This window comes from Planococcus sp. TJ-201, from assembly GCF_058268495.1.
In genome coordinates this window covers 98996-125359 of sequence record NZ_JBZDOG010000003.1, presented here as the reverse complement: position 1 = coordinate 125359, position 26364 = coordinate 98996, and the positions used below count along the sequence as shown (strand labels likewise).

Genomic DNA, 26364 nt, shown 5'->3' with positions numbered 1-26364 from the left:
ATTTAGAAAAGGAGGTTTTTGGGATGGTGCGTTTGTTCACCGAGGAGCTAAATATCAGCTATGGAGACCGCTTGATTGTCAAAGATTTGACCGTCCAAATTCCAGACAAAAAAATTACGACAATCATTGGTTCTAACGGCTGCGGCAAATCAACGCTGCTAAAAGCGATAACTCGTGTGATTTCGCATCAATCCGGAACTGTGGTATTGGATGGCAGCAATATTGCCCAGGAAAACACAAAGTCCCTGGCAAAAAAGATGGCCATTCTTCCGCAAACACCTGACAGTGCCGCTGGTTTAACGGTTGGCGAGCTGGTTTCTTACGGCCGCTTTCCTTATCAGAAAGGTTTTGGCCGACTGTCAAAAAGGGATTACGAAATTATCAACTGGGCACTTGACGTCACCGGCACTCAATTCTTCAAATACCATCCGGTTGACGCCTTGTCCGGCGGTCAACGCCAACGCGTTTGGATTGCGATGGCGCTGGCGCAGGAAACCGAAATGATCTTCCTTGATGAGCCGACTACTTACTTGGACATGGCCCATCAACTGGAAATTTTGGAACTGCTGCAGCAACTAAATCGTGAACAGGAGCGGACCATCATTATGGTGCTCCATGACCTGAACCAAGCGGCGCGTTTTGCCGATCACATCATTGCCATGAAAGATGGCCAAATCGTCAAAGCTGGCAACTGCCACGAAGTTATTACGCAACCTGTTTTAAAAGAAGTATTCCGAATCGATGCTGAAATCGGGCTGGATCCGCGAACACAAAAACCGATGTGCACCACATATAACTTAATCAAAGGAGTCTAACCGACATGAAAAAATTATTTTTGCCTCTATTCTTATTTACTTTGCTGCTGATTCTTGGCGCCTGCAATTCCGAGTCAACTACTGAGGAAACAGAAAGTGCAACGGCTGATCAAACTTCTGATACCATTACATATGAATCGGAAAGCGGACCTATCGAAGTTCCTGCAGATCCACAGCGTGTAGTCATGCTCACTTCATACACCGGTGACGCAATGTCTTTAGACGTTCCTATGGTAGGAGTAACTTCTTGGGCAAAAAACAATCCGCGTTTTGAAGAAGAGCTGGCAGACATTGAAGAAGTAGCAGAAACAGATTTAGAGAAAATCATCGAATTGGAACCAGACTTAATCATTGGCGCTTCAACTACACCCAATATCGATAAATTGAGTGAAATCGCACCGACTGTCACATTCACTTACGGCAATGTCGGCTATTTGGAGCAACATTTGGAAATCGGCAAAGTATTAAACAAAGAAGATGAAGCACAAGCTTGGATTACCGACTTCCAGGAACGGGCACAGCAAGCCGGCGAAGAAATTCGCGCTGAAATCGGCGAAGACGCAACTGTTTCCGTTATCGAAAACTTCGATAAGCAAATCTATGTATTCGGAGACAACTGGGGACGCGGAACAGAAATTCTTTACCAGGAAATGAAATTGAAAATGCCTGCAAAAGTGGAAGAAATGGCTTTAGCAGACGGTTACTATATGCTTTCTCAGGAAGTGCTGCCGGAATACATGGGTGATTACGTTATCTTCAGCAAAGACAGCACACAAGACAACTCATTCCAGGAAACGGACCTGTACCAAAACACTCCTGCTGCTCAAAACGGGCAAATCTTTGAAGCTGATGCCAAAGAATTTTACTTTAACGATCCAATTTCCTTGGAATACCAATTGGAATTCTTTATCGAAAACTTTTTAGGCCAGTAAGATTGCTTTAGAATTATCCTTTTATAAACCGCTCGGCCGCTTCGGGCATGGCTCTCGCCTAGCCTATGACGCGCCAGCGCTGAGAAATTGCTTCATTAGCGATGTTTAATGAAGTATCTGCTGCGTACGATTCAGTAGTTCAACTTATATAACGAATAATTCCATTCAACTTGTATACTAAAAAAGAGGAATTCTGATTTTAGAATTCCTCTTTTATTCTCAGGAAAAGATGATGATTAATGAGCCCTAAAGTTTCCTTTCCAATTAAATTTATCTTAAGCCTGCTTCTGCTGGTGCTGACACTCATCGTCTCGCTGATTTTCGGAGCGGCGGATATTAGCTTAAAAGAAGTCGGGCTGGCGTTGTTTTCAACCAGTTCCAGCGATGGTATCGGGGTTATTCGGGAAATCCGGCTGCCGCGTGAAATTGCTGCTATTTTTGTCGGCGCTGCACTTGCAGTGTCCGGAGCAATGATGCAGGGCATGACCCGCAATCCGCTGGCTGATCCGGGTCTTCTTGGTTTGACCGCCGGTGCCAATGCGGCGCTTGCTTTCACGTTAGCTTTTGTTCCTGCTGCCAATTATTTCGGGATTATGATTGCCTGCTTTATCGGAGCAGCAGCTGGTGCTGCATTGGTTTTCGGCATCGGTGCTGCCAAAAAAGGCGGCTTTTCGCCGTTTCGGATCGTCCTTGCCGGAGCCGCCATCTCAGCCTTTCTGACAGCGATTGCTGAAGGGATTGGCCTGTATTTCAATATCTCAAAAAACGTCTCCCAATGGACAGCTGGCGGGTTGATCGGCACTTCCTGGGGACAGCTGCAGGTGGTTGTGCCGTTTATCGCCGTTTCACTGCTGATTGCATTGATGCTGTCACGCCAATTGACCATTCTCAGCTTAAGTGAAGAAGCTGCAATTGGCCTTGGCCAAAAAACGGCACAAATCAAAGCCGTTCTGTTTGTAGTCATTACGCTTCTTGCAGGAGCCGCCGTTGCACTTGCAGGCAATATGGCCTTTATCGGTTTGATGATTCCCCATGTTGTCCGTTCTGTTGTCGGGACCGATTACCGCTTTATCATTCCAATGTCTGCTGTTGCTGGAGCCATTTTCATGCTGCTGGCTGACCTCATCGGCCGTACCATTAATTCACCTTTTGAAACACCCGTAGCAGCAATCATCGCGATCATCGGATTGCCGTTCTTCCTGATTATTGTCCGTAAAGGAGGCAAAGCATTCGCATGATCCATTCAAGTTTACGCAAAAAACAACGAATATCGTATTATTCCTTACTTGCTTTGATCTTGCTGACAGCAATCACCAGCATGGGTTTAGGCTATTCACCTATCTCCTACGACAGACTAATTCCGGCCATTTTTGGCCAAGGAACATTTAAAGAAGAGTTTATCCTGTTTTCCATCCGTTTGCCGCGAATTTTAATTACTGTATTGGCCGGTATGGCTTTGGCTTTGTCCGGCGCTATTTTGCAAAGTGTGACGCGTAATGACTTGGCTGATCCAGGGATTATCGGCATCAACTCAGGTGCTGGTGTTGCGATCTCCGTTTTCTTTTTGTTCATTCCTGTGGAAGCAGGCGCTTTTGTTTATTTATTGCCACTTGTCGCGTTTGGCGGAGCGCTGGCGACTGCAGCACTCATTTACGCATTTTCCTATTCCCGTGTTACCGGTTTGCAGCCTATTCGCCTAGTGCTCGTCGGAATTGGGTTTTCGATGGCATTGTCGGGCGTTATGATTGTTTTAATTTCTTCTGCTGAACCGGAAAAAGTTGATTTTATCGCCAACTGGCTGGCCGGCAATATTTGGGGAGCGGATTGGCCGTTCATTGTGGCCATTCTTCCTTGGCTGTTGGTGCTGATTCCATTTGCTATGTACAAAGCCAATCGCATGAACGTGCTTGGCCTTAGTGACTCTGTCGCTGTAGGCATCGGCGTTTCCATTGAAAAAGAGCGCATCGTGCTGTTGCTGGCCGCTGTTGCGCTTGCTGCTGCCGCTGTCTCGGTTACCGGCGGAATTGCATTTATTGGACTGATGGCTCCGCATATTGCAAAAGCCATCGTCGGTCCGCGCCACCAAATGTTCTTGCCGCTTGCTATCTTGATTGGTGGCTGGCTCTTGCTGCTGGCAGACACCGTCGGCCGGAACTTGCTTGAACCTGCTGGAATTCCCGCAGGCATTATGGCCGCACTGATTGGAGCGCCTTATTTTATTTATTTGTTGTTAAAAAAATGACAGACAAAAACACAGTAAGCTTCCCTTCGGAGCTTACTGTGTTTTTTTGAGGAAGCATGATTTGACGATGTTCCTCTTATATAAAAACGAGAATTCCGATTTACGCTCCTATATGATGATCGTACAAAGGAGAGGATGCTGGTTTCCCGAAATAATAGCCTTGGAATAATTGATACCCGCGCTCTTTCAACCAATTAAAGTCTTCGCGTGTTTCGATGCCCTCCGCTAATGGGATCGAACCGACTTCCAACGCCTTTTCTAAAAATCTATTGGCAATTCTCTGTTTTTCTTCATCATTCACGACATTCTGGACATACTTCATGTCCAGCTTCATGTATTTTGGTTTTAAATCCGCCAAAAGTTCAATTGTGCTGTACCCTTCACCCACATCGTCCAGTGCATAATCAAATCCTCTTTCTCGATAATAAGTCAGAATTTCTCTCAAATGATCCACATCATCTACTTTTTCCGTTTCCACAACTTCAAATACCAATGATTTTGGATTTACCCCTAATTGCTCAGATAAATCGATTGTCGAGCGCAAGCAAAATTCAGGTGAATAAATGGAAGTCGGAATAAAGTTGATGAATGCCTTTTCTCCTTTTAACGCAGCGGAATATTTTACAGCCGTCATTCTGCAGACCCGGTCCAGTGCATACAAGCGTCCTCGGGATTTAGCAGCTGGAAAAATTTCGTTTGGGTAAATCATCGACCCGTCTTCGTTCTGGAAACGCGCCAGCATTTCGTACGCAAAGATGCTTTCGTTTGCATCCACAATTGGCTGATAATGGCACGTAAGCCGTTCATTTTTTATTACGTCGTCTATCCATTCCGTTGCGAACACATTCGCCATCCCTTTTAATGGCTGCCATGCTTCTTGATCAATGCGAAACACAACTCGTTCCACATCCAATAAATCACTGCAAAAGTCCAGGAATTCTCTGGCACCTTTCTCGTTCATCTGCAACTTATTTCCTTTGGTGATGACCTCGATTTCTCTTCTCTCCAAATGATCTATAACTATCTGTAACGCTGAAAGATTCGTTTCACCTTCCAACCGGATTTCAAATTTGATATCTGTAACTGAGCAATTATTACACTGCATATATTTCATCTCCTCCTTTTCTGGTATTTATAGTTTACTTTATAAGTAATAAGAACTGTTAGTCTTTTGACAAAAAATTAATATTTTTTTTCATTCTTTAACTTTGTACCCTTTTCATATACTAATATTCAGTTATCTTTTTTAATTAAAGGATATTTTCTTTCAAGCTAGAATTAATTCTAGAGAGCTACTAAATCGAAGCACGTCTAAAAAAGGACCATTGTACTATTATTTTTTCTAACTTTGAAGCATATGATTCAACAACGCCTCTCTTAAAAGAAAGGGGAATAGTTATGGGAAAAATCATTGTAGCAATGTATTTGACACTTGATGGGGTTATGGAAGAACCATCCTGGACTGCACCCTACTGGGATGATGAAATAGCCAAATTTCAACTCGATTTATTGTTTCGCAGTGACGCGTTGCTGCTTGGAAGGGTGACATACGAAGGATTCGCTGCAGCATGGCCAGCAGCTGAAGATGAAGAGGGTTTTGCCGACCGAATGAACCAACTGCCAAAGTATGTTGTTTCCACCAGCCTGAAGCGTACAGAATGGAACGCACGCTTGATTACTGACAATGCAGCACAGGAAGTGGCAAAGCTGAAAAAAACCGGTCAGCGGCTATTGGTTTACGGCAGTGCAGAGCTTATTGAAACTCTATTAAAGCATGATTTAATCGATGAACTGCATTTGATGACATTTCCGCTCATTTTAGGCGAAGGCAAACGGCTGTTCAAGGAAAATGCCGATCAGAAAATGTTCAATCTAAAAGAAATTCGCTCAACCGACTCAGGGGTCCTCATCGCCAGCTACACTCCAGACAAATAACGGCAAAAACAAAAGGCTCCCATCTGGAAGCCTTTTGTTTTGCCTTTATGCTTTAGAAAATTTCTTTTTGGCGTAAACATACGTAACTGCCAGTGCAGCAACCAAAACACTGCCTTTGATAATATCAAAAGCATAATAAGGAAGATTCAGGATCGTCAATCCGTTCAACAGGATGCCGATAACTGCAGCGCCGAAAAATGTACCTAGTGCATTCGGCTTGCCTGCTCCTAAAACCGAGTAGCCGACAAATACAGCTGCCACTGCTTCCATCATCAATGGAGCTCCTGCATCAATCTGCCCTGAACCAACGCGTGCCGTGAACAAGATGCCGGCCATTGAAGCAAAAACACCGGATATGACATACGCCGTGAATTTCACTTTTTTGACGCTAACACCTGACAAGGTAGCCGCTTCAGCATTTCCGCCTGTCATATACAACACTCTTCCCCAACGCGTGTGGTTAAGCACGACGTAAGAAGCGAGCACCATAACAAGCATGATCCAGACCGGAACCGGAAGACCCAGCATTTGTCCTTGGCCAATCCACAAAAAGGCTTCCGATAATTGCCCGGGTGCAGTTCCACCAGAAGTCAACGGCATGTTGTTGTAGATTGAATAGCCTTCCGTATAGGTCCGGTGCAGTCCGGCCACAATGTACATCATACTCAAGGTCGCCAACAGATCCGGAATGCCGATAACCACAATGAGGAAGCTGTTGACCGCCCCGACCACAACGCCGATCAATAGCGGCAAAACCAGTACCAGCCATAGTGGCATATCGTACCAGACCATCAACGAAGCGGACACAACAGTCGATAACGACATGGTTGAACCAACAGATAAATCAAAGCCATCCACCACCAGCGTGAATGTCACTCCCAGAGCAAGTAAGGTAACAATGGAAATTGAGCGCAGAATGTCTGAGAAGTTGCCGTATGTGAAAAAAGAGTCGCTAATGGTACTAAAATAAAAAATAATGAAAATAAGGAGAGCGATGGCGCCGTATTTAAATAGAAACTGAATCGCGTTTTCCTTCACTGAGTTCTTGTTTTTCCCCAAGCTCTTCTTTTCCGCCACTTGCATACAATAAAATCCTTTCTTGGGTCGCTTCTTGTCGTGATAATTCTTTCACGATTTGACCATTGTACATTACGAGAATGCGATCGGAAATCCCGATGGCTTCATGAATTTCGCTTGAAAAATACAAACACCCTTTGCCGCTTTCGGCTAATTGGCGGATCAACCTAAAAATATCAACTTTTGCTCCAATATCGACACCTTTGGTCGGCTCATCAAACAAATACAGGGAGGAATTGAGTGAGATCCATTTGCCAATAGCCACTTTCTGCTGATTTCCTCCACTTAAATGAACAAGCGGTGTTTCTGTACTGCCGGTTTTGATGCGCAGCCGCTCAATGATTTCATTGGCAAAACGCTTTTCGGCTTTCCGGTCCATCAATAGGCGCTTAGAGAATTTTTTCAAGTTAGGAAATGATGCGTTGGCTTCCAGTGATTCCTGAACAAACAACCCTTCTTTTCGCCGCTCCTCAGGAATCAACGCCATTCCTGCTTTGATGGCGTCTGCTGGATGTTTGATTAGAGCGTTTTTCCCGGCAAGCTTAATTGTTCCGGATGTTAAAGGCGTTCCGCCAAACAGCGCTTTTGCCAGCTCCGTTTTTCCCGCACCTACCAGCCCGACAACGCCCACCACTTCTCCTGCTGCTACTGTCAGCGACAGGTCTTTAAGCTTTTGGCCATCCGATAAATTAGCAACTTCTAGCAAGCCGGTTCCGATGTCATGCGCACGCGGCTCCAATTCATGGCTGAGCGCCGCACCGAGCATCGCTTCGATGACCCCGTCCTGATCGGCCTGAGCCGTATCGTAAGTTTGGACAAGCGTCCCTTCGCGCATGACGGTGATCCGGTCGCTGATTTCAAATACTTCAGGCAGGCGATGCGAAATGAAAACACAGCCGACACCTTGTGCTTTTAGTTTTGCAATCACCGTATACAACTTTTCCGATTCATGAATCGATAGAGGTGCTGTTGGTTCATCGAAAATAATAATTTTTGCCGAATGAACCAATGCTCTGGCAATCAGTATCATCTGCTTTTCTGCCAAGGTTAGGAGTGCCGCTTTCTGTTGAACATTGATGTTTTCTGCCTGCAGCTCATGCAGCACCGAGCGAGCCTGTTCATTGATTTTCTGCTTGGAAACAAACAGCTTTCCTTTTTCTGCAAAGGTATCCAGGAGAATATTTTCCGCCACGGTCAACTCGGACACAATGGCGGTATCCACTTCCTGGTAAACACAATAGATCCCTTGCTGCTTGGCGGCTTTCGGTGATTCCAGCCGAATGGCTGCACCGTCCAGATAAATCGATCCTTCATCCTGTTGATAGACGCCTGACAAAATTTTGATTAAGGTACTTTTTCCTGCACCGTTAACACCGAGAATGGCATGGACTTCGCCTTTTTTCAATTGAAACTCTGCTCCTTGAAGCGCCGTAACTGCACCGAATTTCTTTCCGATAGCATTCATCGAAAGCAACGGTTCTACCATAGAAATGCCCCTTTCTGATAAAAGAGCTGTCCCCATCTTTCAGGACAGCTCGAACTGGTAAAGATTATTGGCCTTCCAATTCGCGCAGGTCATCTGTATAACCTTGGTCGCTTGCTCCCCAGCCTTCTACAAATTCACTCAACTCATCTGTTGTCACCGTTTCTTCAGGCAAGTTCTCCGTCTCAATAAACACCGGCTCCAAGACTACTTTTTCTTCCGGCTCCTCACCATTCAACAACTGATAGAGGTAACGCACTTGAATGCGTCCAATATCTGCTGGATCGACAGCTGCAGAAGCTACCCACGGGCTGCCATCTTTTTGCATCAATTGCAAATCTTCATCGCTCATGTCAATGCCGTAGACCTTGATATCGGTACGCCCTGCCTGTTCAATGGCACGGACAGCACCTTTTGCAAACTCATCCCAAGAAGCCCAGACCGCTGTAATCTCTCCTTCGTTCGGGTATTGCTTCAAAACAGCTTCCATCTGTGATTGTGTATCCAATGCCGTGTTGTCAGTAGCAGCTCCAAATGCTGTAACTTCCTGGATGCCCGGATTGTCCGTCATGAATTTCTCGTAAGCAATCTGGCGTCTTTCCATTGGTGCAAAGCCAGCTGTCCAAATTTTGACAATATTAGCTTCGCCGCCATTATCTTCGGCCAGTTTTTCCAATGTCATTTCCGCCATCTGCTGGTCTCCCTGCTCTAAAGAAACAACGCCTTCCACATCAATGCCCGTATCAAACGCCACTACCGGAATTCCAGCTTCCAGCGCTTTTTCAACTCCTTGGTTCAGCGCTTCTTTTGTTCCATGGTCAATCAAAATGCCGTCGACGCCTTGATTAATCGCTGCATCCAAGTTAGATGCCATTTTCGCCAAATCGCCTTCTGAAGTGAAAACGGTCGCTTTCCCACCGAAACTCTCAACTTGCTCTTCTACTCCCGCAATGTACTGAGCAGAAAATGTACCCAAGTTGATTTGCATGATCAATGCAATTTCCTTGCCGGCAAGCGGATGATCAGAGGCTTCGCCTTCTGTATCCGAAGAAGTTTCTTCTTCACTGACGTCCCCTTGCGGTTGGCATGCGGCCAAAAACATACTGATAAATAATAATGCGGCTAGCAGCCAGATGGATTGTTTTTTCATAATCTTTCTCCTTTTCCTGCAGATGCACCGAGCAAATCAGGGATGTTTTTTTGATAATCGGATTGGATAATGCCTTTTTCAGTAATGATCGCGGTAATCAAGTGTCCCGGTGTTACATCAAAAGCCGGGTTAAATACTTTTGTGCCAAGCGGCGCTACCGGTTGTCCGTTCATATGGGTAATCTCTTCCGGGTTGCGCTCTTCAATGGGAATCGCGCTTCCGTCTTCTATCGACAGATCGAAAGTTGAAGCCGGTGCTGCCACGTAAAACGGAATGCTGAAGGCGGCAGCCAGTAAGGCCAAATTATAAGTTCCAATTTTATTTGCCGTGTCGCCATTGGCTGCAATGCGATCGGCACCGACAATGATGGCTTCAACCCCTTTTGCTTTGATCGTGTGTGCAGCCATGCTGTCAGTGATCAACGTAACGTCCACTCCAGACTGCTGCAGCTCCCATACCGTCAGGCGTGCGCCTTGATAAATCGGCCGGGTTTCACAGGCGAACACTTCAAATTCACGTCCCCGCTCGCTGCCCAGGTGAAACGGCGCTAATGCAGTGCCGTATTTTGCCGTAGCAATCGAACCGGCGTTGCAAATAGTCATTACCCGCGTTTGCTCTTGCAGCAACACCAGTGCATGCTCGCCAATGCTGCGGCACGACTCTTCATCTTCCTTGTGGATCTGGACTGCTTCCGCCTGAAGCAGCAGTTTGGCTTGTGGTACGTTCTCTGCTTCTCGAAGCTTATCTTTCAGTCGGCTAAGCGCCCAGCCAAGATTGACTGCGGTCGGTCTGGAAGAATTCAAGTATGCGGCATCTTTTTCAACGTATTGCTGAAAAGCTTCCAACGAATCCGTATCGTGCCGCTTGGCGCCGTTAGCCAGTCCATAAGCTGCAGTGATGCCGATGGCGGGTGCTCCGCGAACCTTTAATGCAAGAATCGCATCGTAAACGTCTTCGACGGTTTCAAGCGTCACATATTCAATGGCATGCGGCAGTTTTTGCTGATCTAAAATGGTCAGCTGCTGGCCGTCCCATTTGATGGATAAGGGGATGCTCATGTACGGGCCTCCTCAAGAATTTGCAGTACATCGTTGATCGATGTGATTTCCTTGCGCTGTAAAATCAAAACCTGGCCAGTCTGCAATGCTTGCTTCTTGAAGGCGATTCGCTTACCTGCGTCTTCGATGCTGTCCAGATCTTTCACATGTGCCAAGCCGATGGTTCGGCGAATTAATTCGCATCCTGCAAAACCGGCTGCATCTGTCAGCACTTTCTCAAGCACATGCTCCAGGTAGCCCTCTGTCTCCTTGAACGATTCCACACTATATTTTTTCCATAGCTCGGTGAATGAAGAAGCGAAGACATCCCAGGTCTTTCTGATATCTTCTACCATCACTTGGCGATTCTCATCTTCGCGTGTGATCGACTGGAAAACTAAGTTCGCCAGGAACAAACCAACATCAAATCCAATCGGACCGTAAAAACCGAATTCGGGGTCGATCACCTTCGTTTCCGTCTGGCTGGCAAAAATACTGCCGGTGTGTAGGTCGCCATGCAGCAGAGCTTCCGATTCAGTCAAAAAGCTTTTCTTTAATTTTGCTACTTCGAGCTGAAGCTTCCGGTTGCTCCAGATCGCTTCTGCCGCTGATTGAAGCTGCGGTTCGTAATCGTTGGTATCGAGATCAAAAAATGGATCTGTAAAAATGAGATCTTCCGTAATCTTGCATAATTCGGGATTGGAAAACTCCGCAGCCAAACGCTTTTTTTCAAAAGGATGCAAGCCGTAATCCGATGTGTGGAATAAAGTCAGTGCCAAGTATTCACCGATGTCCTGCGACAATCTCGGGAAATTCCGTCCGTGGATCAACCCTTCCCGCGCAATCTCCAGATGAGACAAATCTTCCATCACCGTAATGGCCAACTCTTCATCTGTTGCAAAGACTGTTGGCACGAGTGACGGGACAAATTCTCCGTGCTTTCTGAGGACATTCGCTTCAATCGTCGCGCGCTTTAACGTCAACGGCCAGCTTTCGCCGATAATCTTAGCGTATGGCAATGCCTGTTTGATGATCAGCCGCTTTCCTGTATTTGGATCTTCGATTTGGAAAACATAATTCAAGTTGCCGTCGCCGATTTCCCGGCAAGTCAATTGGGCAGCAGGGTCAAATGTATGAACCGTTTTTGCCAGCGCAATCGCTGTTTCTTCCGTTAAGGCTTTATAAGTAGCGGGAACCGTAAGTGTCATTGTAAATCTTCCTTTCATATGCAATATAAAAAGCCTCTTTCATAAAAGAAAGAGGCCAGAATAAGAGATTCCATGCCTCTTATCTTTCAGAAATAAATTTCTGATGGAATTAGCACCGTGCCTTGCAGGATTTTCATCCTGGCGCATAAAGCGCCCCTTCTCACGAAGGTATTACGGTCGGTTGCTGGGCGTCATCGGGCCAATATCCCTCTGCCAGCTCTTGATAAGAGTACTACGTGTTATTTAATTTAAGTTATGAAAAGAATCCTATCACGATTCAGAATTAACTGTCAATCCATTTTTCCAATAAAAACAATTTTATGATAACGGAGTTGACAGATTTCTGCGCACATGAAATAATCAGAATTACTTTACTAATCTTGTAGTGGAAGAAATCGCTTCAGGCGGACGCTTTCCGCGGACGAAGCGGATTTGTGGAATATCAATTGATAAAAACCGATAGTCTGACTTAATAAATCATATTTACCCAATTTCATATCTTTCTTATTTAGAGCAGGTGGAGGGACAAGCCCTATGATACCCGGCAACCGGTCCATTGATGGACACGGTGCTAATTCTTGCAGCCAGAACCGGTGGCTGAGAAATAAGAAGTTGTTAACGCCCTTAACCTCTTCTTATTTGAAGAGGTTTTTATTTTTTAAAATTTGCATGGGAGTGTGGAATACATGAGCGTTTTGACTGCTACATATCAAGTCTACGGAAAACCGGGTTCGTTCGAAAAAAAAGCGGACGGCATCGCTTTGGGACTGACCATCGGTTCTTGGACTGACTTGCCGCTGCTTGAACAGGAACAACTGAAACACCATAAAGGAAATGTCGTCTCCATCGAAGAATTTGAACAAGAACGCCACCCGCTAAAACCGGATTTAATAAAAGCAGAGCTTGAAATTGCCTACCCAAGCGTGAATTTTTCGGCTGACCTGCCTGCCATTTTGACTACTGTTTTCGGCAAATTGTCGTTGGATGGCGAAGTAAAGCTATTGGATCTGGAGTTTAGCCACGACCTGCTTAGCCACTTTCCTGGACCGCGCTTTGGCATCGAAGAAATTCGCGACACTCTTGGCGTTGGAGGACGGCCGCTTCTCATGAGTATTTTTAAAGGCGTCATCGGCCGTGACCTGGATTTCCTGTCCGCTCAATTGCGTCAGCAGGCATTAGGCCGCGTGGATCTGGTCAAAGATGATGAAATACTATTTGATAACCCACTAACTCCTTTTGAAAGCCGCATTACCACGGGTAAACGAGTGCTTGATGATGTCTATGAAGAAACGGGACACCGAACGCTTTATGCGGTGAACCTGTCAGGGAGAACTTCAGAACTGCGAGGAAAAGCACGGAGAGCACGCGAACTTGGAGCAGATGCCTTGTTGTTCAACGTTCATGCGTATGGGTTGGATGTCTTGCAGGAGCTTGCTGAAGATGATGATATCGCCTTGCCGCTTATGGCGCATCCCGCTTTTAGCGGTGCCTTCACTTCTTCTGCCTTCTATGGCCTTGCGACACCGCTGGCCCTTGGAAAACTGATCCGATATGTCGGCGCTGATTTTTCGCTGTTTCCTTCACCTTACGGCAGTGTTGCACTGGAAAAAACGGCAGCCCTGGCACTCGGCAAAGAACTGACACGGGACAGCCCGCTAAAACGCAGCTTTCCAGTGCCATCCGCCGGAATTCATCCGAGGCTTGTGCCTTTGCTGATGGCGGATTACGGAATCGACAGCGTCATCAATGCCGGAGGCGGCGTTCACGGACATCCCGCTGGAGCAGCTGGCGGCGGACAGGCATTCAGACAAGCCATTGACGCCGTGCTGCAGGGAGAAACCTTGCAGAATGCCGGCAAACAGCATAAAGAATTGCAGACAGCACTTGAACTATGGGGGTGAAAACAGTGAACAAACCGATTATTTTTTGTGATTTTGACGGTACGATTACAGCTAATGACAATATTATTGCCATCATGGAAAAATTTGATCCACCGGGATGGATACCGGTCAAAGACCAAATTCTCGACCAATCCATCTCAATACGTGAGGGTGTCGCAAAAATGTTTTCCTTGCTTCCGGTTTCGGAAAAAGACGAAATTATTTCCTATGTTTTGGAGCAGGCGGAAATACGCGAAGGATTCAGCGACTTTGTCGCCTATTCGAAAAAGCAGAATTTGCCTTTGTATATTGTTAGCGGTGGCATTGATTTCTTTGTCCATCCGCTACTTGAACCTTTCGGACCTTTTGATGACATCTACTGCAACAGCGCTGACTTTTCAGGTGATCTTATCAAACTGGAATTTCCGCATGGCTGCGACGATGCCTGCACAAGCCAGGGCTGCGGATGCTGCAAACCATCTGTCATCCGGGATCTTTTGGACAAAGACACGAAAAGCATCGTCATTGGAGACTCCATCAGTGACTGGGAAGCTGCAAAAGAAGCGGATTTCGTCATTGCTCGGGATTTGCTGGCTGAAAAATGCCAAGAAGCGGGCATCAATTACGAACCGTTCGAAACGTTCCACGAAGTTATTGCGATTGTTGATGAATATATAGGGGTGAAGTCATGACCCTTTTGCATGAAAAGTGGCGGGAATTGGCGGATGTCAAAGACGAACTGGCCGTGCGCGATTGGTTTATGGGGACCAGCGGCAATCTTGCCATCAAAGTGGCGGACGAACCGCTCGAATTTCTGGTAACCGCGAGCGGCAAAGACAAGAAAAAACGTACAGATGAAGATTTTCTGCTTGTCGATGCCAATGGTCAGCCCGCTGTTGAATCAACGTTGAAACCATCTGCTGAAACCTTATTGCATTGTATAATTTATGGAAAGACCAGCGCCGGGTGCAGCCTCCATGTCCATACGGTCGCCAATAATGTCATTTCTGAATTGTACGGCGACGCCGGAAAAATTGATTTTCAGGGCCAGGAATTGATCAAAGCTTTTGGATTGTGGGAAGAGGACGCGGTACTGAGCATTCCCGTCATCCCCAACCATGCAGATATTCCAATGCTCGCCAAAGAATTTGACGCATTCGTTACTGCTGATAAAGGAGCGGTGCTGATTCGCAACCATGGCATTACCGTCTGGGGAAAAGATGGCTTTGAAGCGAAAAAACTGCTTGAAGCCTGTGAGTTTTTATTTCAATATCAATTGGCATTGCAACTACACCTAAAATAAGAGAGGAAGATTAAAATGGCGATTATTAAAATTCAAGGAACAAATGAAACAATCGAAGCACAAACAGAGGTTGCAGCTTTTTTGGAGCAGCAGGAAGTTGTTTATGAACACTGGGACAACACTAAATTACCCGAACACCTTCGCGAAAAATTTGATTTGAGCGATGAAAACAAAGATGAGATTCTTCAAGCATTCAAAACCGAAATCGATGACATTTCAGAACGTCGCGGCTATCAGGCAGCGGACATTATTTCGCTGTCAGACTCCAACCCAAAACTGGACGAGTTATTGAAGAACTTCCAGCGCAAACACATCCATACAGATGATGAGGTGCGCTATATTGTTAGCGGACATGGCGTATTCATCATCCAAGGAAAAGACGAACGCTTTTTTGAAGTCCACCTGACTCCAGGCGACTTGATTTCGGTACCTGAAAATATCACACACTACTTCACACTTGCAGATGACCGGAAAGTTGTAGCGGTTCGCATCTTTGTCACAACCGAAGGCTGGGTACCAGTTTATCAGGAAGAAAACAGCATTCAAAACTAATAAGGTGGTTCAAAGATCCGACATAGTCGGATCTTTTTTTATTTGAAAAAATAGGTAATTTTTTTATATTTTAACCAATTTTAAGCTATAATAATTTCCAAGATATATTTTGCAAATAGAAAAGAGTGATATGAATGAAAAAAGTGTTTCTCTCCCTTTTGGCAGTTGTTATTTTATTTGGACTCCCTATTATGATTTGGTTTTTTCAGGAAGAAAAAATAATGAATGTAGCGATTATTGACAAGACGGTTCCGACAGAAAGCTATCGGGAGCATAAAGGGCTGACATGGCTGCTGAATCACCACCGCTACATATCCGACTCCCAAGGCACGTATAATGCAGATACGGATTATTACGGGTTTGTTCCGGATGAAGAAGCAGAAAGCTACACGATTCGTGAATTGCCTGAAGACTTGTCTGGGACGGACCTCATTTACTTGGCAGATTCTTATGGGGTTTATGAAGAAGATCTTCCGTGGCAATCGGCAGAAAAAGACCCGGGCACTTCGTCTATGATTTCCGGTGGACTTCAAATGGATGAATGGCAGACCATCAAAAAGCAGGTAGAGTCTCAAGGAACGGACTTGGTCGTTGAGTTTAATACTTTTGCTTCCCCCACTCCAAAAGAAGTCGCGCAAGACATGAACGAATTTCTGGGACTCGAGTGGAGCGGCTGGAGCGGACGCCATTTTGTGGACCTTCAGGCACCTGAAGGCGAAGTTCCTCAGTGGATAGTAGACAACTATGAGCAAAATGATGTGAAATGGAATTTTGAAGGTCCAGGATTTGTCTTGGTGAATGATGCCGAAGGCGAGATTGTGGTCCTGTCAGAAGAAGCAGGAGAAATCGGCATTAATGGCATTCACCTTGCTTTTACCGATCAAGGCAATGATCAATTTGAATTAGAAAGCAGTCCCTCTTTTGGTTATTGGTTTGATATTAACCAAGCGGCTGCAGGTACCGAAGTTTTGGCAGACTACCAATGGGATCTTGAAAGCGCGGGCAGCGAGAAGTTGAAAGCAGCCGGCATTCCCGAGAACTTTCCGGCTGTATTCCACCAGTCCAAACACGGCGCAGACCTTTATTATTTTGCTGGCGATTTTGTGGATATTGACGACACTCCGGGATTCTACCGCTACTCAGGATTCTCGAAATTGCGCTCGTTCATTTCCATGGAGTCACTGGATGCTGAAAAAAGTTTTTATTGGCAGACTTACGTACCGATGATGGAGACCATTTTGGCAAATACAGAAGATAAGGAAACAGAGGTTGAGACGGTCAAAACAACTGCAGCAGAGAAGGATGGCATTGCTTACCCTTCCCGTGTAAACGGACAGGCATTTGAGGTTTATCAAGATGGGGAGTGGGAGCCGTTCACCATTAAAGGCGTCAATATGGGAATGGCGAAACCCGGAACATTTCCTGGAGAAGCAGCGATTACGCGGGAAGAATATGACCGTTGGTTCCAGGCAATTGGTGAAATGAATGCCAATGCGGTCCGCGTTTATACGCTCCACCCTCCAGCGTTCTATGAAGCATTTGCCGCTTACAATGCCAGCGCCAAAGAGCCACTCTACTTGTACCACGGCGTTTGGATTGATGAAGAACCTTTAGTGGAAACTTTGGATGCCTTCACTCCTGAGATCACTGAGCGCTTTGAAGCTGAAGTCGAAAAAATTGTAGACGTCATCCATGGGGATGCCGTCGTAGAGCAAGAACCTGGCCACGCCTACGGGACTTATAAGACCGATATCTCTTCCTATGTCATTGGTTGGATGATCGGCATCGAATGGTTCCCCTTGACCGTCCATCAAATGGAACTTGATTATCCTGATTTAGGCGACTACGAGGGCACCCATATCTACACAGAAGATGCCAATCCTATGGAGTATTGGCTTGCAGAGCAATTGGACCGTCTCGCGGAATACGAGATGGACGAATACCAAAGCATGCGGCCACTCAGCTTCACTAACTGGGTCACCACAGACAATATCGATCAGCCCGCAGAACCGAGTGAACAGGAGGACATGGCAACTGTCGACCCGAATCACATCAAAACAAAAGGTGTGACAGAAACGGTCGGTATGTTTGCGTCTTACCATGTCTACCCATACTATCCTGATTTTCTGAATTTGGATGAACGCTATACGGAATTTGTCGACCACCGCGGGGAATTTAATAACTACGCCGGTTACTTGAAAGATTTAAATGACTCTCATGAGATGCCGATCGTCATCGCTGAGTTTGGCGTTCCGGCTTCACGCGGCATGACCCACGAAAATCCGTTTGGCTGGAACCAAGGATTTATTTCCGAACGGCAGCAAGGTGAAATCGTCAGCCATCTCTACGAAGATATTCTCGAAGAAGGCATGCTGGGCGGAATGGTTTTCACCTGGCAGGACGAGTGGTTCAAGCGGACATGGAATACGATGGATTATGACAATCCAAACGAACGGCCTTTCTGGTCAAATGCCCAAACCAACGAGCAGCAATTCGGCCTATTGAGCTTTGACCGCCATAAAGTGAAAGTGGATGGCGAAAGTGATGATTGGACAGATGGCCAAACCCTTTACGAAAAAGATAGCGGAGCACTCAAATCGCTAACAATGGATTCGGATGAGCGCTATGTCTATATTAAAGCTCAGTTTGATTCGTCCAATAAAACCTGGTGGAACGAACAGGATTTCAATTTGTACTTCAGTGTTCGCGAAAACCAGGGCATTGCCGTTGATGCTCTGGACAATAGCGAATTTTTGGCAGACTTCCAGTTGAAAATCGAAGAATTGGAGCAGGCACAATTACTGGTCGCTGGTGATTACGATACTTTCTACTACGATTATCACGAGCGTTTGGAGATGATCCCAGCAGAACAAAACATCGAATCAACCTTCCATCCAATTCGTCTGGCTTTGAACAAAGCATTCGTTCGCCCCGATACTGGCGAATTGTATCCCTTCGATTCATACGAAACCGGAATCTTCCGATTTGGCATCGCTAATCCGGAGCATGAAGACTATGATTCCCTGAATGATTATTATTACGACAAAGAAACTGGGATTATGGAAATCCGGATTCCGTGGATGCTGCTGAATGCCAGAGATCCCGCAAAACGTGAATTTGTCGGCGACCTTCAAGAAGACGGCATCGAAGCTGCCCAAATAATTGACGGCTTGGATGTCACGGCTGCTTTAACCGGCCAGGACGGCCAAGCGGTTGAAACTTTCGGTACTACTCAAGAGGCCCAGTACTCATGGGACACATGGGGCATGCCACAATCAGAAGAACGGCTAAAGCAATCGTACGACATTCTTCAAAAGACCTTTGGCGAGACACAGTAACGGTGATTAAACAATAAAAAGAAGGAAGCCAATAATAACAATGGCTTACGTATCCAACACTAACCTAACAATCCATACGAAATCGCGCCGCATTTTGCGGTGCTTTTTTTGCGAAAAAAGACCCAGTTCTATTAGAACTGAGTCAAAATGAATCGTATTTTTTCTGATGCTCGTTAAACGAATCAGTCTCGTTAACTTGAGACATCGTTCACAACTTTCCCTCTAAATCATTAAATCTTTTTTCAAGTTCTTTTACATTATTATTACTACTCAACGCTGTTGTAAAAGCAATAATACCAAAAGTGAATCCTGACATTCCAAAAATGAATCCCATAATTCCGAAAACCTCCACACAATCCCTCCTTATTTTAATGGTACGACCCTATTTCCTCATTTAATGTCATTCTTCTACTTCGTTAGATACTTACAGGCTTCCTTCTTTTTGTTCGTCATCGGAGAAAACACCTTTTCGTTCCATGTCTCCCCATACTGATTTTTTCTTAAATGCATAGAAAAGTCCCTTAACGCGCCAGAAATTCATCAGGATTCGGTACCAAAATGTTTCGGTCAACGCATAGGCGTAGAGCACAAGGATGCTTCTGACGGTCGGGTATTTGTGGTATGTCCATTCTTCCAGCAATACGGCAAGTGCGGACAACAGCGAGCCGTACAACACCATCACCAGCAGCATAATTATGGCGATATCCGTTTCAATAAAGGAAAAGGCGAAACCGCCAATAATGATGAAATAGCCCGCCACTTCAAAAATGGCGCTCAACAGTTCAATAAAGACGTAATAAGGCATCGAAAACAATCCAATTCCTCTATATTTTGGGTTGAACAGCATTCCTCGGTGCGTCCACAATGTTTCCGCTAATCCTCTTTGCCAGCGTATGCGCTGCGCACGCAAGGAAGCAACCGTGCTCGGAGCTTCGGTCCAGCAAACCGGATCCTGAATGTATTCAATGCGCTGTTTTGATTTTTCGTCTTTGATGGATCGGTGCAAGCGGACAATCAGTTCCATGTCTTCCCCAACGGTATCGGTTTTATAGCCGCCAACTTTGATGACGCGGCTTTTCTCGAACACACCAAACGCCCCGGAAATGATTAGCAAGATATTGACCCGGCTGAAGCCGAGACGGCCGATTAGAAATGCTCGAAAGTATTCAATAATCTGCATAACTTCCAGCGGTTTTTTCGGCAAGGCTACCTGCTCGATAACGCCACGATTGATTTTGCAGCCATTTGCGATTCTTACTGTCCCACCCGTTGCTGTCACCATTCCGCTGGAATCTACAATGGGTTTCATAGTTTTAAGCAAAGCATCCTGTTCGAGAATTGAATCGCCATCAATCGCCGCAAAATATGGATACCGTGAGAAATTGACACCAGCATTCAAGGCATCTGCTTTACCGCCATTTTCTTTTTCAATCAAGAACAGATTAGGGTGGAGACTTGAGCGATAAGCCCGCTTAATTTCTCCGGTTTTGAAATGAGTTCGGATCGCCAAGTCAATTGGTTCCATGTTAAATTGAGCCAATACTTTTTCACTGGTCTTATCCGTAGATCCATCATTGACTACAATGATTTCGTATTGAGGATAATTTAAGTTCAATAAGGAACGCACCGTACTGACCACTCCCGCCTCTTCGTTGTAGGCAGGAACCAGGATAGAAATTGGATACGTGTCTTTATTAATGGACATTTCCTCAATTTGTTCTTGGCGGTTCAACTTTTTCTCTTTGCTTATTTTGGGGCTGGCGACTAGAAACAGGACCAAGTAAATCGCACCGGCTGCTAGCATGTAGCCAATTATTGCCCAGGAAATAATTTCGATGAATAATGTAATTCCAGTTCCGCTCATACGAGGTTCCCGCCTTCCCTTGTCAGCATGTGCTTGGCGATATCCCTGGCATACGCATCTGCATGATCAGTCGTTACCTGCTCGAGGACTGTATTTCCGCCTTTGAAGACCTTAAGATTTTCAGCCCCTGCAAAACGGACCCACCAAATATTGTCTGACAGCAAATAGATTAAATTGGGTTTATACTGCTCAAAATGGCATGCGCCTGTCAGCTTGGCGGCATACATTCGCTCTTGCCAATGTTCTGAATCAAAGAATTCGGAGAGAATAGACGGGTCGGTCATTTTTTTATAATTGCATAAACTGCTCATGGCCCTCAAGCGGACTTCCTTGCGTTCATCCCGTATTTTCTTTTCGACAAAAGGAAAACTCACGTCAAGCCCGTGTTCTCCGCTGAAGCTGATAAAGGCATAAAGCATATTCTCCGAAATGTCCTCTTTTAATTGCATTCGCTCCAGCGTCATTTTCAATAGGTTTTCATCCAAACGGTACAACAGTTCTTTAATCATTCCGAACGACAAATTTCTGCTCTCAATGGCCGCATCCATCAAACGCACTTCCTGCAGTGTCGCGCAGGCACGTAAACATTGGCGAAACTCTTCATCCCGCTTTGTAATTTTTGAGAAATGCTGATAGACATCTTCTTTTAAAGAAAAGAGCTTGAAGTCCTCAATAAAATACAGCGCATTGACACGCTCCGCCCATTGCCCTTTTTTTAATGTACGGCGGTAATGTGCTACCAAGTATTTATCGGCCAGCAGTTGAACTCTTGCTTGTTGCTCTTCTCTTAAATCTTCAGCTAAAAATTCGTCAAGCATGATTTCCATCAACTTAAACTGATTCTTCTTTGTTGCAGGCAAAATGGGCTCGATGAGCTCTGTTCCTTCAATATACTGCTGAAACTGTGGCTTCAAGGTTTCCATCATTCCTCTTATTTCCTTTTCTTCGGCTAGATTGTTCATTTTCCAACCAATTAACAAAGCCAATATCAGCAGTTGAATCGCCAATAAACTAAAGATAATCCAGATAAACATTTCGATCATCAAACAACTCTCCTTTTTCAGAGCTTCCTCATCGTTTTGTACACATACAAATATTTCAAAAAAATTATAAGATCTGATAATTTATGGATATTATAACATATCCACTCTCTGTTTATTGACAGAAAAACAGCAAGGTTTGACCAAGTTGGCCTACCTTGCTGTTTCACATATTTTCTATAGAACTTCCTTAAGGAGCCATCGTCTTCCAACTGTCAACATGATGAATCGCAATGCCGCCAAATCCTTTTGCTCCTGTATAATAATTGGATACAGCAGCTAACTCGCCATTCATGAAGGCCTCTCCTTCTTCATAGAAAGAAATGGCGTCTCCTTCATCAGTCTGGCCGGTTTCAACTCCTACCACCACCGGTTTTCCATGCTTTTCACCGTATGCAATTTCGTTTTTTACCAGCTCTGTAATCATTGTTGCTGAATCCCGGTAAGCCATCAAGGTGACACTGTGCGTATTGGCAATTACCCATTCAGCGAGTACTCCTTTGCCATAGGTATTTTTGTAGGAAATCTCATCAAACCAGAAAGGCAGGTCGGCTTCCAGCGGCAGGTTTAATGCCGCCGTACTGGACTTAGCTTTTGTCAGCAAGGCCTGATAAGATTTAACGGTTGCTGCCCGGTTGGTATTCCAACCACTGTATAGATAAGGTTCAACATCCAAGTGGACTCCGGCAAATCTTTGAGCCGGCGCAGCCTCTTTCTGATATGTTGATAGCCAGGACATCAACCGATCCTGTTTAGTGAATCCTTTTGGCGCTACCCAGTCAGCCGCTCCATCCAGCGCATAAACGCTCATGCCGCCGGCTCTTGCTTTTACGATAAAACTTTCATAAACACCCGATGGAATATCAGCATCAATTTGCACGTAAACCTTGTTGACCCCTTTGCTTTCCAAAAAATCGAGCGTTCCCGCTTCGTCACTATAGATCATCCAAGGGTTCCATAGCCAAGTTGCTTTGGTGTTTACACCAGCAGCCTGGGCATCAAAACCATTTTGTGTCAGCATAAACAACAACCACACACCTGCTATCATTATTTTTCTCATTTTCCTTATCCTCCCGTTCTGTTAGCCGTGGCTCACAGAACGAGACCCAGGCAACCTGACAACCTTGCGCTTTTCAGGCGGTTAGGCTCATGGCTTTGCGTCCTTCCCTTTCGGTGAAGTTTGCCTTTTTCAGATTTTTTATATTATATGTTAAATAATTCAATTTTACCATCTTTTTTTTAATCCTTTTCAAATAGTAGATTTAACGCAATAATCAACAATAGGATTCCTGTATTTCCTGTACAGAAGGAGTGAACCAAATGTCCATAGCATTACGTGAAGACGAAATTACACTGGCGTTGATCAAGTCCTTAAAAGAAGGCAAAGTAAATGAATTTCAGGACATCCTGGATGAACTCCAGCCATATGACATGGCCATACAGTACCGGCACCTGCCGGACAAGCACCGCAATAAATTCCTGCTGTTTCTGACGATCCGCCAATTGACCGACCTGATGCAGGAACTTCCCAAAAATGAGCAGATCGATATTCTTCAAAAATTAGGGCTGGAAAAATCTTCACAGGTCCTTGATCGCATGGACAATGACGACCTGGCTTTGTTGTTGGCAGATTTGGAGCCCGAGCGAATCGAAGAGCTGCTGTCGCAGATCAACCAGGACGATTCCCGTTTTGTCCAGAACACCATGACGTATCCTCCTGAAACAGCCGGCCGCTTGATGAATAACCGGTATGTGTGGATTCCGCGCCATTACACCATCCGGGAAGCCGTCGATAAGATTAAGCATTTTGCCGAATTGGCCGAATACCTCAACTACCTTTACGTGGTGGATGAGGATAAAAAATTGGTGGGCGTTGTTTCCTATAAGGATTTGATTCTTGGAAATCTCGATGACAAAATCGAGGAAGTTATGTACAATCGCGTTGTAAAAGCCGACGTGTTGACCGATCAAGAAGATGCAGCCCAATTGATCAGCCGCTATGACTTTGTTACGCTGCCGATTGTCGAAAAAGACAATACCCTGGTCGGTGTCATAACGGTCGATGACGTAATTGACGTAGTGATGCAGGAAGCAAACGAAGACATTGAAAAACTGTCCGCTTCGGGTAAATCAATCGATTTTAACACGCCTGCTTTAACAGCAGCTTATCGCCGCTTGCCTTGGCTGATTCTTTTGCTGTTCATCGGGCTGTTTTCGGGCGGGATCATCAGCCGTTTTGAAAACACCTTGCAGACAGTGGTCGCTTTGACCTTCTTTATGCCAATGATTGCCGGCATGACCGGAAACACAGGCACCCAATCATTGTCTGTCGTGGTCCGGGGACTGGCTTCACAGAAATTGGACGCCAAACAAACCATCAACCTCATCATTAGGGAGTTATGGGTCGGCATCATTATCGGCGCCATCTGTTCTGTTCTCATCTTACTGATTGCATACATATGGCAAGGAAATTTTGTGCTGGGCATTGTAGTTGGTGGTTCGTTGTTGATGACGTTGATTATCGGAACTTTAGCAGGCACCATTATCCCACTCATTCTTTACCGGTTAAATATTGATCCGGCTGTCGCATCCGGTCCGTTAATTACCACCATCAATGATATTTTATCGCTGTTAATATACTTTGGCATGGCCACTCTGTTTATTTCTCAGTTGATGTAATTCATGTTTTAAGCAATTATCTTTATTCCCAGTAAGTTACTCGGTATAATAGGTGGAAATCCTAGGAGGCGAGTTCATGACAATCCCAAAACCCCTTGTCCAAACCAATCAAGCGTTTATCGTCGTTACCGTATTAGCGGCGCTCTTGCTCCACCCAGCGATCTTGTTATTGCCGTTTGCTGTTGGAGCCTATACATTGATGACAAAGAAAAACCCTGTAATCCTATTCAGCCGCCGCTTTTTGAAAAAACCCATGGCAGAATATCAGCAGGAAGATAGGGAGCAACAATTGTTCAACCAATGGATTGCGACCATTTGTTTAGGCTTGTCACTCGTGTTCTTTGCACTCGGCATGCCGGTTCTTGCTTATGCTTTCAGTATCATGGTCATTATCGCAGCAGGAGTTGCGCTTATGGGTTATTGCATTGGCTGCACCATCCGCTATCGCTACATGATGTGGAAACACAACCGAACAAAAGCACAGGCATGAAAAAAGACCGGAAGCGACTGCTTCCGGTCTTTTTTTATGGAAAAATCGTTATTTTATTTGGCCGTTGCCGCGTACAATATACTTGGTTGACGTCAAGGCAGGCAAGCCCATGGGTCCGCGGGCGTGGAGCTTTTGTGTGCTGATGCCGATTTCGGCGCCAAAGCCGAATTCGAATCCGTCTGTAAACCGAGTAGAGGCGTTATGATAAACTGCTGCTGCATCGATTTCCATAAAGAACTGATCGACGTTTTCAGAAGTGGATGAAATGATGGCTTCCGAATGCTTGGTTCCGTATGTGTTGATATGGTGAATGGCTTCATCCACACCTTCCACGGTTTTCAACGCCACTTCCAACCCCAAATATTCAGTTCCCCAATCTTCTTCCACTGCAGGTATTACATTAGGGGAGAGTTTCTGAACTTCTTTGTCGCCATGAATTTTCACTTGCTGCTCCTGTAAAGCTGCCAGCAACTGGGGTAGATGCTTTTCAGCCCAAGCTTTGTGGACCAAAATACTCTCACAGGAATTACAGACGGAAGGACGCTGCGTTTTGGCATTCAGCGAAATGGCAATTGCCATTTTCATATCTGCTGTTTCGTCGATGTAAATATGGCAGTTTCCTGCTCCCGTTTCCAATACCGGCACGGTAGAGTTTTGGACAACTGTCTGAATAAGTTTCGCTCCGCCGCGAGGAATCAGCACATCCAAGTATTGATTCAGCTTGAACATATGCGAGGCTGCTTCTCTGCTGGTATCTTCCAGTAATTGCACCGATTCAACCGGTAATTCGGTTTTTGCAAGCGCATCGCGAATAACAGCCACAATAGCTTTATTGGAATGGATTGCCGTTGAGCTGCCGCGCAGAACTACGGCATTGCCGGTTTTTAAGCATAGGCTGGATGCATCAACCGTGACATTAGGGCGTGCTTCATAAATCATGCCGACAACTCCTAAAGGAACACGGATTTTGGACATTGTCAGCCCATTTGGACGCTCCCATTTCTCCAACACTTCACCGACCGGATCGGCCAGCTTTGTCAATTGAATCAAGGCGTCCGCCATATCTTTTAAACGGGATTGGTCCAGTTGAAGGCGGTCCACTAAAGATTCACTCATGCCGTTTTGGCGTCCCGCTTCAACATCCTTGCTGTTTTCTTCTAAAATATAAGCTTGTTCTTCCAGTAAATGTGTAGAAATAGCACGCAAAGCATTATTTTTTTGCTTGGTTGTCGACTTAGCCAATACCGCCGAAGCCTGTTTCGCTTGGATCGCCTTTTGAAGAAGTTCACTTTTTTCGGTTTGCTGTTCTTGAAGAAGTTCCGTCATTCCTGATACCCCT

At 45.4% G+C, this 26364-nt stretch carries 23 protein-coding genes and 3 riboswitches; of the genes, 12 read left to right on the top strand and 11 right to left on the bottom strand.

Annotation, left to right across the window (positions count from 1 at the left end; translation table 11 throughout):
* Positions 1–23: 23 nt before the first annotated feature.
* From AC4EG4_RS08940 to AC4EG4_RS08925, 4 genes are all read left to right on the top strand, one after another.
* Complete coding sequence (locus AC4EG4_RS08940; RefSeq protein WP_308787380.1) at positions 24–815, top strand: ABC transporter ATP-binding protein; 792 nt, start codon at positions 24–26, stop codon at positions 813–815.
* A 5-nt stretch (positions 816–820) separates the two neighbouring features.
* On the top strand, positions 821–1747 hold the full coding sequence (locus AC4EG4_RS08935; protein WP_490987574.1) for an iron-hydroxamate ABC transporter substrate-binding protein: 927 nt from the start codon (positions 821–823) through the stop codon (positions 1745–1747).
* Positions 1748–1986: 239 nt separating this feature from the next.
* Complete coding sequence (locus AC4EG4_RS08930) at positions 1987–2985, top strand: FecCD family ABC transporter permease (RefSeq protein WP_490987573.1); 999 nt, start codon at positions 1987–1989, stop codon at positions 2983–2985.
* Complete coding sequence (locus tag AC4EG4_RS08925) at positions 2982–3989, top strand: FecCD family ABC transporter permease (RefSeq protein WP_490987572.1); 1008 nt, start codon at positions 2982–2984, stop codon at positions 3987–3989. Before AC4EG4_RS08930 ends, AC4EG4_RS08925 begins: the two co-directional genes overlap by 4 nt.
* A 100-nt stretch (positions 3990–4089) precedes the next feature.
* On the opposite strand, the gene AC4EG4_RS08920 is transcribed toward AC4EG4_RS08925, so the two are convergent.
* Complete coding sequence (locus tag AC4EG4_RS08920; RefSeq protein WP_490976856.1) at positions 4090–5094, bottom strand: EAL domain-containing protein; 1005 nt, start codon at positions 5092–5094, stop codon at positions 4090–4092.
* Between the two features lie 293 nt (positions 5095–5387).
* Between AC4EG4_RS08920 and AC4EG4_RS08915 the strand changes: the two genes are divergently transcribed.
* Positions 5388–5924: a dihydrofolate reductase family protein gene (locus AC4EG4_RS08915; RefSeq protein WP_490976855.1), complete on the top strand. Its 537-nt coding sequence runs from the start codon at positions 5388–5390 to the stop codon at positions 5922–5924.
* 45 nt (positions 5925–5969) lie between these two features.
* Here AC4EG4_RS08915 and AC4EG4_RS08910 read toward each other — a convergent pair whose 3' ends face one another.
* The 5 genes from AC4EG4_RS08910 to mtnK form a co-directional block, all read right to left on the bottom strand.
* Positions 5970–7007, bottom strand: coding sequence for an ABC transporter permease (locus AC4EG4_RS08910; RefSeq protein ID WP_490976854.1), 1038 nt, complete (start codon positions 7005–7007; stop codon positions 5970–5972).
* Positions 6931–8487 (bottom strand): sugar ABC transporter ATP-binding protein, encoded by a 1557-nt coding sequence (locus tag AC4EG4_RS08905; RefSeq protein ID WP_490976853.1) that lies wholly within the window; start codon positions 8485–8487, stop codon positions 6931–6933. Before AC4EG4_RS08905 ends, AC4EG4_RS08910 begins: the two co-directional genes overlap by 77 nt.
* Positions 8488–8551: 64 nt before the next feature.
* Positions 8552–9634, bottom strand: a complete 1083-nt coding sequence (locus tag AC4EG4_RS08900) for a sugar ABC transporter substrate-binding protein (RefSeq protein ID WP_490987571.1) — start codon at positions 9632–9634, stop codon at positions 8552–8554.
* On the bottom strand, positions 9631–10692 hold the full coding sequence (gene mtnA / locus AC4EG4_RS08895; protein ID WP_490987570.1) for an S-methyl-5-thioribose-1-phosphate isomerase: 1062 nt from the start codon (positions 10690–10692) through the stop codon (positions 9631–9633). Before mtnA ends, AC4EG4_RS08900 begins: the two co-directional genes overlap by 4 nt.
* Entirely contained in the window at positions 10689–11879 is a 1191-nt protein-coding gene (mtnK, locus tag AC4EG4_RS08890) for an S-methyl-5-thioribose kinase (RefSeq protein ID WP_490987569.1), read from the bottom strand. The genes mtnA and mtnK overlap by 4 nt, the downstream gene beginning before the upstream one ends.
* A gap of 76 nt (positions 11880–11955) precedes the next feature.
* A riboswitch (SAM riboswitch) is annotated at positions 11956–12109 on the bottom strand.
* Between the two features lie 271 nt (positions 12110–12380).
* Positions 12381–12490, top strand: a riboswitch (SAM riboswitch).
* Positions 12491–12565: 75 nt separating this feature from the next.
* Here mtnK and mtnW point away from each other — a divergent pair.
* From mtnW to AC4EG4_RS08865, 5 genes are all read left to right on the top strand, one after another.
* Positions 12566–13780: a 2,3-diketo-5-methylthiopentyl-1-phosphate enolase gene (gene mtnW, locus AC4EG4_RS08885; protein WP_490987568.1), complete on the top strand. Its 1215-nt coding sequence runs from the start codon at positions 12566–12568 to the stop codon at positions 13778–13780.
* A gap of 5 nt (positions 13781–13785) precedes the next feature.
* Entirely contained in the window at positions 13786–14451 is a 666-nt protein-coding gene (locus AC4EG4_RS08880; RefSeq protein ID WP_490987567.1) for a 2-hydroxy-3-keto-5-methylthiopentenyl-1-phosphate phosphatase, read from the top strand.
* On the top strand, positions 14448–15062 hold the full coding sequence (locus AC4EG4_RS08875; protein ID WP_490987566.1) for a methylthioribulose 1-phosphate dehydratase: 615 nt from the start codon (positions 14448–14450) through the stop codon (positions 15060–15062). The genes AC4EG4_RS08880 and AC4EG4_RS08875 overlap by 4 nt, the downstream gene beginning before the upstream one ends.
* Before the next feature lie 15 nt (positions 15063–15077).
* A complete protein-coding gene (locus AC4EG4_RS08870) occupies positions 15078–15614 on the top strand; it encodes a 1,2-dihydroxy-3-keto-5-methylthiopentene dioxygenase (RefSeq protein WP_490976846.1) in 537 nt (178 codons plus the stop codon).
* 134 nt (positions 15615–15748) lie between these two features.
* On the top strand, positions 15749–18952 hold the full coding sequence (locus tag AC4EG4_RS08865; protein WP_490987565.1) for a hypothetical protein: 3204 nt from the start codon (positions 15749–15751) through the stop codon (positions 18950–18952).
* Positions 18953–19160: 208 nt separating this feature from the next.
* On the opposite strand, the gene AC4EG4_RS08860 is transcribed toward AC4EG4_RS08865, so the two are convergent.
* From AC4EG4_RS08860 to AC4EG4_RS08845, 4 genes are all read right to left on the bottom strand, one after another.
* Positions 19161–19304 carry a hypothetical protein gene (locus AC4EG4_RS08860; protein WP_490976844.1) on the bottom strand — a complete coding sequence of 48 codons (144 nt, stop codon included), beginning with the start codon at positions 19302–19304 and terminating at the stop codon, positions 19161–19163.
* Between the two features lie 72 nt (positions 19305–19376).
* Complete coding sequence (locus tag AC4EG4_RS08855; protein ID WP_490976843.1) at positions 19377–20816, bottom strand: glycosyltransferase family 2 protein; 1440 nt, start codon at positions 20814–20816, stop codon at positions 19377–19379.
* Positions 20813–21859: a HEAT repeat domain-containing protein gene (locus tag AC4EG4_RS08850; protein ID WP_490987564.1), complete on the bottom strand. Its 1047-nt coding sequence runs from the start codon at positions 21857–21859 to the stop codon at positions 20813–20815. Before AC4EG4_RS08850 ends, AC4EG4_RS08855 begins: the two co-directional genes overlap by 4 nt.
* Before the next feature lie 187 nt (positions 21860–22046).
* Entirely contained in the window at positions 22047–22916 is an 870-nt protein-coding gene (locus AC4EG4_RS08845; RefSeq protein WP_490976841.1) for an amidase, read from the bottom strand.
* Between the two features lie 46 nt (positions 22917–22962).
* A riboswitch (cyclic di-GMP riboswitch) is annotated at positions 22963–23051 on the bottom strand.
* Between the two features lie 125 nt (positions 23052–23176).
* On the opposite strand from AC4EG4_RS08845, the gene mgtE reads away from it, so the two are divergent.
* On the top strand, positions 23177–24535 hold the full coding sequence (mgtE, locus tag AC4EG4_RS08840; RefSeq protein ID WP_490987563.1) for a magnesium transporter: 1359 nt from the start codon (positions 23177–23179) through the stop codon (positions 24533–24535).
* 76 nt (positions 24536–24611) lie between these two features.
* On the top strand, positions 24612–25025 hold the full coding sequence (locus AC4EG4_RS08835; RefSeq protein WP_490976839.1) for a DUF4395 domain-containing protein: 414 nt from the start codon (positions 24612–24614) through the stop codon (positions 25023–25025).
* Positions 25026–25073: 48 nt separating this feature from the next.
* Here AC4EG4_RS08835 and AC4EG4_RS08830 read toward each other — a convergent pair whose 3' ends face one another.
* A complete protein-coding gene (locus AC4EG4_RS08830) occupies positions 25074–26351 on the bottom strand; it encodes a glutamate-5-semialdehyde dehydrogenase (protein WP_490987562.1) in 1278 nt (425 codons plus the stop codon).
* Positions 26352–26364: the final 13 nt, after the last annotated feature.

Coding starts and splice junctions, on each gene's coding strand:
- mgtE (WP_490987563.1), top strand. CDS start 23,177: ATGTCCATAGCATTACGTGAAGACGAAATTACACTGGCGTTGATCAAG.
- AC4EG4_RS08865 (WP_490987565.1), top strand. CDS start 15,749: ATGAAAAAAGTGTTTCTCTCCCTTTTGGCAGTTGTTATTTTATTTGGA.
- AC4EG4_RS08925 (WP_490987572.1), top strand. CDS start 2,982: ATGATCCATTCAAGTTTACGCAAAAAACAACGAATATCGTATTATTCC.
- AC4EG4_RS08875 (WP_490987566.1), top strand. CDS start 14,448: ATGACCCTTTTGCATGAAAAGTGGCGGGAATTGGCGGATGTCAAAGAC.
- AC4EG4_RS08905 (WP_490976853.1), bottom strand. CDS start 8,487: ATGGTAGAACCGTTGCTTTCGATGAATGCTATCGGAAAGAAATTCGGT.
- AC4EG4_RS08930 (WP_490987573.1), top strand. CDS start 1,987: ATGAGCCCTAAAGTTTCCTTTCCAATTAAATTTATCTTAAGCCTGCTT.
- AC4EG4_RS08870 (WP_490976846.1), top strand. CDS start 15,078: ATGGCGATTATTAAAATTCAAGGAACAAATGAAACAATCGAAGCACAA.
- mtnW (WP_490987568.1), top strand. CDS start 12,566: ATGAGCGTTTTGACTGCTACATATCAAGTCTACGGAAAACCGGGTTCG.
- AC4EG4_RS08855 (WP_490976843.1), bottom strand. CDS start 20,816: ATGAGCGGAACTGGAATTACATTATTCATCGAAATTATTTCCTGGGCA.
- AC4EG4_RS08935 (WP_490987574.1), top strand. CDS start 821: ATGAAAAAATTATTTTTGCCTCTATTCTTATTTACTTTGCTGCTGATT.
- AC4EG4_RS08920 (WP_490976856.1), bottom strand. CDS start 5,094: ATGCAGTGTAATAATTGCTCAGTTACAGATATCAAATTTGAAATCCGG.
- mtnK (WP_490987569.1), bottom strand. CDS start 11,879: ATGACACTTACGGTTCCCGCTACTTATAAAGCCTTAACGGAAGAAACA.
- AC4EG4_RS08830 (WP_490987562.1), bottom strand. CDS start 26,351: ATGACGGAACTTCTTCAAGAACAGCAAACCGAAAAAAGTGAACTTCTT.
- AC4EG4_RS08850 (WP_490987564.1), bottom strand. CDS start 21,859: ATGATCGAAATGTTTATCTGGATTATCTTTAGTTTATTGGCGATTCAA.
- AC4EG4_RS08900 (WP_490987571.1), bottom strand. CDS start 9,634: ATGAAAAAACAATCCATCTGGCTGCTAGCCGCATTATTATTTATCAGT.
- AC4EG4_RS08940 (WP_308787380.1), top strand. CDS start 24: ATGGTGCGTTTGTTCACCGAGGAGCTAAATATCAGCTATGGAGACCGC.
- AC4EG4_RS08835 (WP_490976839.1), top strand. CDS start 24,612: ATGACAATCCCAAAACCCCTTGTCCAAACCAATCAAGCGTTTATCGTC.
- AC4EG4_RS08845 (WP_490976841.1), bottom strand. CDS start 22,916: ATGAGAAAAATAATGATAGCAGGTGTGTGGTTGTTGTTTATGCTGACA.
- AC4EG4_RS08915 (WP_490976855.1), top strand. CDS start 5,388: ATGGGAAAAATCATTGTAGCAATGTATTTGACACTTGATGGGGTTATG.
- AC4EG4_RS08910 (WP_490976854.1), bottom strand. CDS start 7,007: ATGCAAGTGGCGGAAAAGAAGAGCTTGGGGAAAAACAAGAACTCAGTG.
- mtnA (WP_490987570.1), bottom strand. CDS start 10,692: ATGAGCATCCCCTTATCCATCAAATGGGACGGCCAGCAGCTGACCATT.